General features: G+C 67.9%; 10 protein-coding genes and 1 pseudogene (1 of these 11 only partly in view). 10 read left to right on the top strand and 1 reads right to left on the bottom strand.

Translation table 11 applies throughout. The features are described 5' to 3' along the window. Positions 1-352 carry the 3' portion of an HAD-IC family P-type ATPase gene (locus tag ID132_RS14040; RefSeq protein WP_459562475.1) on the top strand. 299 nt of this gene lie to the left of the window's left edge, so the window shows 352 of its 651 coding nt (coding positions 300-651); its start codon lies off the left edge, out of view; its stop codon occupies positions 350-352. Between the two features lie 122 nt (positions 353-474). Here ID132_RS14040 and ID132_RS10290 read toward each other — a convergent pair whose 3' ends face one another. Continuing rightward, positions 475-924, bottom strand: coding sequence for an ASCH domain-containing protein (locus tag ID132_RS10290; protein WP_125106393.1), 450 nt, complete (start codon positions 922-924; stop codon positions 475-477). Positions 925-989: 65 nt separating this feature from the next. Here ID132_RS10290 and ID132_RS10285 point away from each other — a divergent pair, with 65 nt between their 5' ends. From ID132_RS10285 to ID132_RS10250, 9 genes and pseudogenes are all read left to right on the top strand, one after another. Further along, positions 990-1,589 carry an enoyl-CoA hydratase-related protein gene (locus ID132_RS10285; protein WP_193128542.1) on the top strand — a complete coding sequence of 200 codons (600 nt, stop codon included), beginning with the start codon at positions 990-992 and terminating at the stop codon, positions 1,587-1,589. Between the two features lie 100 nt (positions 1,590-1,689). After that, positions 1,690-2,448: an SDR family NAD(P)-dependent oxidoreductase gene (locus ID132_RS10280; protein ID WP_125106395.1), complete on the top strand. Its 759-nt coding sequence runs from the start codon at positions 1,690-1,692 to the stop codon at positions 2,446-2,448. Between the two features lie 53 nt (positions 2,449-2,501). Further along, positions 2,502-3,680, top strand: coding sequence for a thiolase family protein (locus ID132_RS10275; protein WP_125107401.1), 1,179 nt, complete (start codon positions 2,502-2,504; stop codon positions 3,678-3,680). Positions 3,681-3,841: 161 nt separating this feature from the next. Further along, positions 3,842-4,036 (top strand): hypothetical protein, encoded by a 195-nt coding sequence (locus ID132_RS10270; protein ID WP_125106396.1) that lies wholly within the window; start codon positions 3,842-3,844, stop codon positions 4,034-4,036. A 76-nt stretch (positions 4,037-4,112) separates the two neighbouring features. Further along, entirely contained in the window at positions 4,113-4,247 is a 135-nt protein-coding gene (locus ID132_RS14455) for a hypothetical protein (RefSeq protein WP_268898524.1), read from the top strand. Further along, positions 4,244-4,888, top strand: a complete 645-nt coding sequence (locus tag ID132_RS10265) for a DNA-3-methyladenine glycosylase I (protein WP_193128540.1) — start codon at positions 4,244-4,246, stop codon at positions 4,886-4,888. Before ID132_RS14455 ends, ID132_RS10265 begins: the two co-directional genes overlap by 4 nt. Before the next feature lie 42 nt (positions 4,889-4,930). After that, entirely contained in the window at positions 4,931-6,361 is a 1,431-nt protein-coding gene (locus ID132_RS10260) for a dihydrolipoyl dehydrogenase family protein (RefSeq protein WP_193128539.1), read from the top strand. A 93-nt stretch (positions 6,362-6,454) separates the two neighbouring features. Beyond that, the gene (locus ID132_RS10255; protein ID WP_125106399.1) at positions 6,455-7,072 is read left to right on the top strand and encodes a TetR/AcrR family transcriptional regulator; all 618 of its coding nucleotides are present in this window, start codon (positions 6,455-6,457) and stop codon (positions 7,070-7,072) included. Continuing rightward, positions 7,072-8,749 (top strand): annotated as a pseudogene (locus ID132_RS10250) (MDR family MFS transporter). Before ID132_RS10255 ends, ID132_RS10250 begins: the two are co-directional and overlap by 1 nt. The last annotated feature ends 188 nt before the right edge of the window (positions 8,750-8,937 follow it).

Here is an 8,937-nt window from a genome sequence, read left to right as displayed (position 1 = left end):
GGTCGTCATGATCACCGGCGACGCGCAGGCGGTCGCCGAATCGGTCGCGGCCGAGCTCGGCATCGACCGCGTGTTCGCGGGCGTGCGCCCCGAGGACAAGTCGGCGAAGGTCGCCGAGCTGCAGCACGAGGGTAAGCGNNCGCGATCGGCGCGGGCACCGACGTCGCAATCGCCTCCGCCGGCGTGGTGCTCGCCTCGAGCGACCCCCGCTCGGTGCTCTCGGTCATCGAGCTGTCGCGCGCGAGCTACCGCAAGATGCGCCAGAACCTCTGGTGGGCGGCCGGCTACAACCTCATCTCGGTGCCGCTCGCGGCGGGCATCCTCGCGCCGATCGGCTTCGTGCTGCCGATGAGCGTCGGCGCGATTCTCATGTCGCTCTCGACAATCGTGNGCTCAACGCCCAGCTGCTGCGCCGCCTCGACCTCACGCCCGAGGCGAGCACGAGGCGGATGCGCGCCGGCAGCTAGGCGCCCGTCACGGGTACACGAGCACAAACGCCTCACACACGACGGGCATGTCGGGCGCGAAGCCGCGCGGGTTCTCGGAGTACTCGCGCCAGAACCGCTCGTGCGCCTCACGCCAGTACGCGAGCGTGCGGTCGCCCTCACCCTCCGCGTGCGCATGGTGCGCATCCACCTCGGCAAACGGGCAGATGCGCACCCGCGTCGTTTCGATGACGGCGCGGGGCTCGCCGGCTCCGTCGAGCAGGATGCTGTGCTCCCCCTCGCGCGGCACGGCCTCGCCGGTCGACTCGGAGTCCCAGAGCGACGAAGCCGTCGCGGTCTTCGTGCCGACGAGCACGAACGCGAGCAACTCGTCGGCGTGCTCCGCGGTCGCACCGAAGGCCCACGCCTCGGGCGCCGCCACGGGAAGTTCGGGCTTCGCCTCGCGCACCTGGCGCCAGAATTCGGCGGGTGTTGTCATTCCGCCAGGATAATTGGCCGCACCAGGGCCGCCGCCCGCGCCACCACCGCACGCTAGGAGCATCCGTGCCGCACTACGACCTCATCCTCACTGAAACGCGCAACCGCGTCGGCTACATCACGCTGAACCGGCCCGAGGCGCTCAATGCGCTCAACCTGCAGCTCAGCGGCGAGATCATCGAGGCCGCGCTCGCCTACGACACCGACCCTGAGATCGGCGCCATCGTCATCACCGGCTCGGAGCGCGCGTTCGCCGCCGACACGGCGAAGTTTGGTCAGCCCGAGATCAACCTCGGCGTGATCCCCGGCATGGGTGGCTCGCAGCGCCTGCCCGCCGCGATTGGCAAGTACAAGGCCGCCGAGATGCTCTTCACAGCGCGCGTCATGAACGCCGACGAGGCCGACCGCGCGGGCCTCGTCTCGCGCGTGGTGCCCGCCGCCGAGCTTCTCGACGAGGCGACGGCGGTCGCCGAGACCATCGCCGCGAAGTCGCTACCCGTGGTCTACGCAATGAAGAACGCGCTGCGGGTCTCGCAAGACTCGGGCATCACTGACGGTGTGCGGTACGAGCAGCAGGCGTTCACCTCGGGCTTCTCGCTGCACGACCAAAAGGAGGGCATGGCGGCATTCCGCGAGAAGCGCGACCCCGAGTTCCGCAGCGAATAGCGGCCGCGCGTCGCCGCCTCCATGAACTCTTGCGGTGACGTGGCTACGGTTGGCACAAGGCACGCGACCGCCAACGCCGGCGGGCGGCGGAAAGGTCGACATGGATGTCACTGACCAGGTTGCGGTCATCACCGGGGGCGCCTCGGGCCTCGGCCTCGCCACCGCAAGACGGCTGCGCGATCGCGGCGCCCGGGTCGTGGTCGTCGACTTGCCGGGCACGCCGGCGACCGACGCGCTCGCGACCGAGCCCGACCTCACGTTCGCGGGCGCGGATGTGCGCAGCGAAGACCAGGTCGCCGCCGCCCTCGATGCCGCGGCCGAGCTCGGCGACCTCCGCGTCGTCGTGAACTGCGCGGGCGTCGCCGAGGCGCTCAAGGTTGTCTCGAAGCACGGCCCGAACCCGCTCAACCGTTTCGAACGCGTGCTCGCAATCAATGTCGTCGGCACCTTCAACGTGATTCGCCTCGCGACCGAGCGGATGCTCCGCCTCGCCCCGCTCGGCGAGGAGCGCGGCGTCGTGGTCAACACCGCCTCGGTCGCTGCGTTCGACGGACAGATCGGCCAGGCCGCCTATTCGGCGTCGAAGGGCGCAATTCACGCGATGACGTTGCCGATCGCGCGCGAGTTGGCCGAGTACCAAATCCGCGTCGACACGATCGCGCCCGGCACGTTCGACACTCCCCTGCTCGCGGCCCTGCCCGAGGCGGCGCGTGAGTCGCTCGGCAAGCAGGTGCCGCATCCGGCTCGGCTCGGCCGCCCCGAGGAGTTCGCGCTCCTCGTCACCCAGATCATTGACAACCCCATGCTCAACGGCGAGACGATTCGGCTCGACGGCGCGATCCGAATGGCTGCGAGGTAAGCACGATGCGTTCCACGTTCCATATCGACGACCGCCAGGAGTTCCGTGAGCTGGTGCGCGAAGCAGTCATCGTCGACGCCGTACGGACCGCGTCGGGTCGCGGCAAGCCTGGCGGCGCGCTCTCGGGCGTGCATCCCGTCGACCTGCTCGCCTCGGTGCTCGAGCAACTCGTCACGCGCTCAGGCCTCGACCCCGAGCTCATCGATGACGTTATCGCCGGCAACGTGAGCCAGGTCGGCGAGCAGGGCGGCAACATCGGCCGCACCGCGGTGCTCGCGGCCGGATTCCCGCACACCCTGCCCGCGACCACGATCGACCGGCAGTGCGGCTCGAGCCAACAAGCCGCCACGTTCGCCGCGCAGGCGATCATGTCGGGCAGCCAAGACATCGTGATCGCCTGCGGCGTCGAGTCGATGAGCCGCGTGCCGCTCGGCTCCTCGACAGCAGGGCAGGATGCGCTCGGCTCGCGCATGCGCGCCCGCTACCCCGAGGGCATGGTGCACCAGGGCGTCTCGGCCGAGCTCATCGCCGCGAAGTGGGGCTTCTCGCGCGCTGAGCTCGACGACTTTGCGGCCCGCTCGCACGCGCTCGCCGCGGACGCCGCGAGCGCGGGCGACTTCGCGGCCGAGCTCGTGCCAATCGAAACCGAGGCGGGTGCCCACCTCATCGACGAGACGGTGCGGCCCGGCGCAACCGCCGCATCCCTCGCCTGCCTCTCGCCCGCGTTTGCGACGCCCGAGTACACAGCGCGGTTCCCCGAACTCGACTGGAAAGTCACGCCCGGCAACTCCTCGCCCCTCACCGACGGGGCATCGGCCGCGCTCATCATGTCGCGCGAGCGAGCGGATGCACTCGGCCTGCACCCCCGCGCCCGCTTCGTTGCGTTCTCGGTCGTTGGCGACGACCCGATGCTCATGCTGACCGGCCCGATTCCCGCGACCGAACGCGTGCTCAATCGTGCGGGCCTTGGCATCGACGACATCGACGCCTTCGAGGTGAACGAGGCCTTCGCTTCGGTGGCGCTCGCCTGGCAGCGCGAGACCGGCGCACCGCTGGACCGGCTCAACCCGCGCGGCGGCGCGCTCGCGCTTGGCCACGCGGTCGGTTCGTCGGGCACCCGCCTCCTCACAACTCTCGTGAACCAGCTCGAGGCCAGCGGCGGCCGCTACGGGCTGCAGACGATGTGCGAGGGCGCGGGCATGGCGAACGCGACCGTCATCGAGCGGCTCTAGCAAGCGGGCCACAGACACTCGCGGAGGCGCCCAGGCCGCTCTGGGGTGCCCCCACAGCGCACATGCGGTGGCCCAGCTAGCTGCGTTGGATTTTCGTGGTTCTCGTGGCTGCGCGCACCACCAAGTGCTTGAGCCCGCCGACCTCGCCCTTGGCGGCAGGGGTGGTGCTGGTCGACGTCGTCGGCGCCGCGACGCTCGTTACCCGGGCGATCGCCGGCAACGTCGTGACGCTCGCCGCGAGCCTGATATCGGCCGGTTTCGAGGTCGAGTACGGGCGTATTGAGGTGCTGCTCCGCGTCCTCGGCACGCTCGATGCCTTCCGCTCCGTGCCGTGTTTTCCAGCTCGGCGGCGATGACGCAGGTCGACAGCCACCCTCCGAAAAAACCTATCCACAGGGCTCACGTCATACCGTGCTGGTGCGTCTACCCTGCGTGAGCAAGAATCACCCCTCCGACCAGCCGTCGAACGTCATGGCGTCACGGTGCTGCGCTGATGGAACTCTCGGCGGCGACATCGGCGACCTCGACGCCAAATCCACCCTTCTCGAACTGGAGCAGACGACATGAGCGACCCCACCCCCACCGCAACCGAGCAGTCCGCCCTCGAACTCACCACCCCCGACCTCATCATCGGCGACGACGGTCTCGCGCGCCCCGTCTGGGCGAGCAGTGACGACGTGCTGCGCGACTACTACGACACCGAGTGGGGCATGCCGGTGCGCGACGAGCACGGCATGTTCGAGCGGCTCAGCCTCGAGGCCTTCCAGTCCGGGCTGTCATGGGCGACCATCCTGCGCAAACGGCCAGCGTTTCGCGCGGCATTCGACGACTTCAACCCCGACTTCGTGGCCGAGTACGACGAGCGCGACGTCGAGCGGCTACTCGGCGACGCGGCGATCGTGCGCAACCGCGCGAAGATCATGGCCACCATCGGCAACGCCCGCGCCACGGTGCAACTGCGCGACAAGGGCGGCCTGAGCAAGTTTGTTTGGTCGTTTCAGCCTGCCGTTACGCCGGCACCACGGTCTGCCGAGGAGGTACCGAGCCGGTCGGCGGAATCGGTCGCACTCGCCAGGGCACTGCGCAACGAGGGCTTCTCGTTCGTCGGCCCGACCACCATGTATGCGCTGATGGAGGCCGTCGGCATGATCGACACCCATCTCGTTGGCTCCCACCGGCGCGGGAGTTCCGGGGTTTGGCCCGAGTAGCTGTGCTTCGCTGGGCGCATTCGTTCGATCGCAGGAGCTGACATGTCATCGCAGAACGCACCCGCCGCCCCAAGTGCCGTCGACTACGACCTCATCGTCATCGGCGCCGGCCCCGTCGGCGAGAACGTCGCCGACTACGCCACGAAGCAGGGCATGCGCACGGCCATCGTCGAGTCTGAACTCGTCGGCGGCGAGTGCTCATACTGGGCCTGCATGCCGTCGAAAGCGCTCCTCCGAAGCGGCCAGGCGCTCGCCGCGGCGCGGCGCGTCGATGGTGCCAAGCAGGCTGTCGGCGAGATCGACGTCGAGGCCGTTCTCCGACGCCGCACGGCGTTCACCAGCAACCGGCACGACGATGGCCAGGTTGCCTGGCTCGAGTCGGCGAGCATTGCGCTGATCCGCGGCGCCGGGCGGCTCGTGGGGCCCGGTCAGGTGCGGGTCGGCGAGCGCACCTATACGGCCAGCACCGTCGCGCTCGCGACCGGGTCGGTACCAACCCTGCCGGGCATCCCTGGTCTCGCCGAGGCCGACCCTTGGGGCACGCGGGAGGCGACCTCCGAAACGTTGATCCCGCCACGGCTTGCCGTGCTCGGCGGGGGCGTGACGGGGGTTGAACTCGCGTTCGCTTATGCGTCACTCGGGTCGAAGGTCACGGTGCTCGCGCGCAGTGGGCTTCTGGGCAGGGAAGAACCGTTCGTCGGCGAGCTTGTGGCGGATGCGCTGGTCGAGGCCGGCGCCGACGTGCGCGTTGGCGTCTCGCCGCGTCGCATCGACCGGCTCCCCACCAACGATGCGGGTCGCGGTGCGGTCCGCATCGACCTCGACGACGACACGACGCTCGAGGCGGATGAGCTGCTCGTCGCGACCGGTCGACGCACCAACACCGAAGGGCTCGGGCTTGAGGCCGCCGGCGTCGACGGCCTCGAAGTCGATGACACCATGCTCGTGAATGGCACCGACTGGCTCTACGCGGTCGGCGACGTGAACGGTCGCGCTCTCCTGACCCATCAGGGCAAATATCAGGCTCGGGCCGCTGGCGAAGCAATCGCCGCTCGACTGCGAGGCCAGCCTCTCGACGCGGCGCGCTGGGGGCGTCACGTCGCTACAGCCGACCATGATGCAGTGCCCCACGTCGTGTTCAGCGACCCCGAGGTCGCGAGCGTCGGGCTTACCGAGGCACGCGCGCGTGAGCGAGGCCTGCGCATCCGTGCCGTCGAGTACGACCTCGGCGCGGTGGCCGGCTCGGCACTGCACGCCGACCACTATTCCGGCCAGGCAAAGCTTGTCGTCGACGAAGACCGACGCGTCGTCATCGGCGCCACCTTTGTCGGCTACGGCGTTAGCGAACTCCTACACTCCGCCACCATCGCAATCGTCGGCGAGGTGCCGGTCGACCGGCTCTGGCACGCGGTGCCCTCCTACCCCACCATGAGCGAGGTGTGGCTGCGCCTGCTCGAGGCCTACTTCGGATAACGAAGGTTGACGCGAAATCGCGTCCCAGGCACATCTTTACTTCACGAACTCTTCGATTGCACTTTGACTAGCAATAGTGCAGAATTGCACTCTGTGATTGAGAGTGCAAGCGATGCCCGGGAGCTGCGCAAACGCGAAACTTCCCGGGCATTGACCTGTCAGGCCCGCAAGCTGACCTCTGAAGTTGGCTTCGCCGGCTTCACGATCGAAGAGCTCTGTTCCTCAGTTGGCGTCTCCCGGCGCACCTTCTTCAATTACTTCGAGTGCAAAGAAAATGCGGTGCTCGGCTACGGCTCCGCCACGACCGACCCCCGCGAACACGCGATCTGTGAGGAGTTCGTTGCCGCCCGCGGCGACCTGATCGACGACTTCGTCGAGATGATCATCGCCCGATGGGAGATCGCGAACCCCGTCGAAGACACCGAGACGATGTTCGCGGCCATCGAGGACGAGCCTCGCCTCATCAAGGCCGCTTTCAACGAACTCCACAAGAACGAACTCCGCGACGTCGAACTCATCACCCGGCGCCTCGGCGACGTCAGAGATGCCCAGCTCCGGGCCGAAGTCATCGTGCACGGCATCGGCGCACTCATCAGACTGACCCTTCACCAGCTCATCCACCACCACTCGACCGAATCACCGCGCGAACTGCTCCTGCAGCGCGTGCGGCTCGCCCGAGCCGAATTCTCCCCCTCACAGAAAGCCAGCTAATGCCAAGCTCCGCAACGCAGGGAGCACCATTCCTGCTCACTCGGCGTCGAATCTGGCTCATCTTCGGCGCCCTCATCGCGGGCATGCTGTTGTCGAGCCTCGACCAGACGATCGTGTCGACCGCCATGCCGACAATCGTCGGCCAACTCGGCGGCGTCGACCACCAGGTGTGGATCACGACCGCCTACCTCCTCGCGAGCACGATCGTCATGCCCATCTACGGCAAGTTTGGCGACATTCTCGGCCGCCGCAACCTATTCCTCATCGCGATCGCGATCTTCACGCTCGCCTCGATTGGCTGTGCCTTCGCGGGCAGCTTCTGGGCATTCGTCATCTTCCGCGCCGCGCAAGGGCTCGGCGGTGGCGGCATGATGATCCTGTCGCAGGCCATCATCGCCGACATCGTTCCGGCGAACGAGCGAGGCAAGTTCATGGGCCCGCTCGGCGCCGTCTTTGGTCTCTCGGCCGTCGCCGGCCCACTCCTCGGCGGCTACTTTGTCGACCACCTCACCTGGCAGTGGGCGTTCTACATCAACATCCCGATCGGCATTGCGGCGTTCGCGATCGCGTATTTCGCGCTCCAGCTGCCGTCGCGCAAGCCCGAGAAGCGCATCGACATTCTCGGCGTCGTGTTCATCTCGATCACCACGGTCTGCCTCATCTTCTTCGCCGACTTCGGCGGCGACACCGCCTTCGGCTGGGGCTCCCTTGCGACGTGGGCGTGGGGCGCCGGCCTCGTCGTGGCCGCGGCCGCGTTCATCTTCACCGAGGCGCGCGCCGAAGACCCGATCATCCCCCTGAGTCTGTTCCGCAACCCGGTCTTCATCAACGCCACGGCGATCGGCCTCATGCTCGGTATCGGCATGTTTGCCGCCATCGGCTTCATCCCGACCTTCCTGCAGATGGCCTCCGGCACCTCGGCCGCGGTCTCGGGCCTGCTCCTCGTGCCGATGATGGTCGGCATGATGGGCACGTCGATCGCCTCCGGCCTGCTCATCACGAAGACCGGCCGGTACAAGATCTATCCGATTCTGGGCACGATCGTCACGGCCCTCGCGATGGTCGCGTTCACCACCCTGACCGCCGAGACACCGATCTGGCTCATCTGCGTGTTCCTGTTCGTCTTCGGCGTGGGCCTCGGCCTGATCATGCAGGTCGTGGTGCTCGTGGTGCAGAACGCGGTACCCGCCGACGAGATCNAGCACCGCGACGAGCACGAACAACTACTTTCGTGAGGTCGGCGCATCGCTCGGCACCGCGGTGTTCGGCACGATCTTCACCACGCGGCTCACCGAGAACCTCGTGAACGTCTTCGCGACCAGCGGCGCTTCGGCCGATGCGGCCTCCCAGGCCGCCTCGACGATCGACCCGGAGACCCTCAACGCGCTTCCCGACGACGTTCGCACGGGCATCATCTCCGCCTACGCCGACGCGCTCGCGCCCGTGTTCTGGTACCTGCTGCCGTTCATCGGGCTCGCGTTCATCCTCTCGCTCTTCCTCAAGCAGATCCCGCTCTCGGATCAGGCCGGGCTCGTCGCGCGCGGCGAGGCCATCTGTGGCGCCGAGGCCGAGCAGCTCGAGGCGCAGCGACACGAGAACGCGCTCGTGGATGTCGTCACCGGGCCGACCACGACACTCGAGTCAGGCGACGCCGAACCCGATCGCCTGTCTTCGTAGCGTTCAATCCTGATGCGAAGGCCGCTGCCGCCCGTCATGCACGGGCGGCAGCGGCCTTCTTCGTGTCGCTGGCCGGTCGGCACGGTTTCGATCCACCACCGCTTGTGTCCGATCCTTATGCGTCGGGTCCCTTTGCAACGCATGCGCGATCGCGCTCAAGGAGTCGATCGGGACTGCCGAAGGTTTGG

Source organism: Gulosibacter sediminis (genome assembly GCF_014904065.1).
GTDB classification, from domain to species: Bacteria; Actinomycetota; Actinomycetes; order Actinomycetales; family Microbacteriaceae; genus Gulosibacter; species Gulosibacter sediminis.
The sequence above is the reverse complement of the archived record's forward strand: the minus strand, read 5'-3'. Positions and strand labels throughout refer to the sequence as shown.

What these genes read in the sequence shown, in the direction of transcription:
- ID132_RS10260 (WP_193128539.1), top strand. Translation starts at nt 4,931, where the DNA reads ATGTCATCGCAGAACGCACCCGCCGCCCCAAGTGCCGTCGACTACGAC.
- ID132_RS10280 (WP_125106395.1), top strand. Translation starts at nt 1,690, where the DNA reads ATGGATGTCACTGACCAGGTTGCGGTCATCACCGGGGGCGCCTCGGGC.
- ID132_RS10265 (WP_193128540.1), top strand. Translation starts at nt 4,244, where the DNA reads ATGAGCGACCCCACCCCCACCGCAACCGAGCAGTCCGCCCTCGAACTC.
- ID132_RS10290 (WP_125106393.1), bottom strand. Translation starts at nt 924, where the DNA reads ATGACAACACCCGCCGAATTCTGGCGCCAGGTGCGCGAGGCGAAGCCC.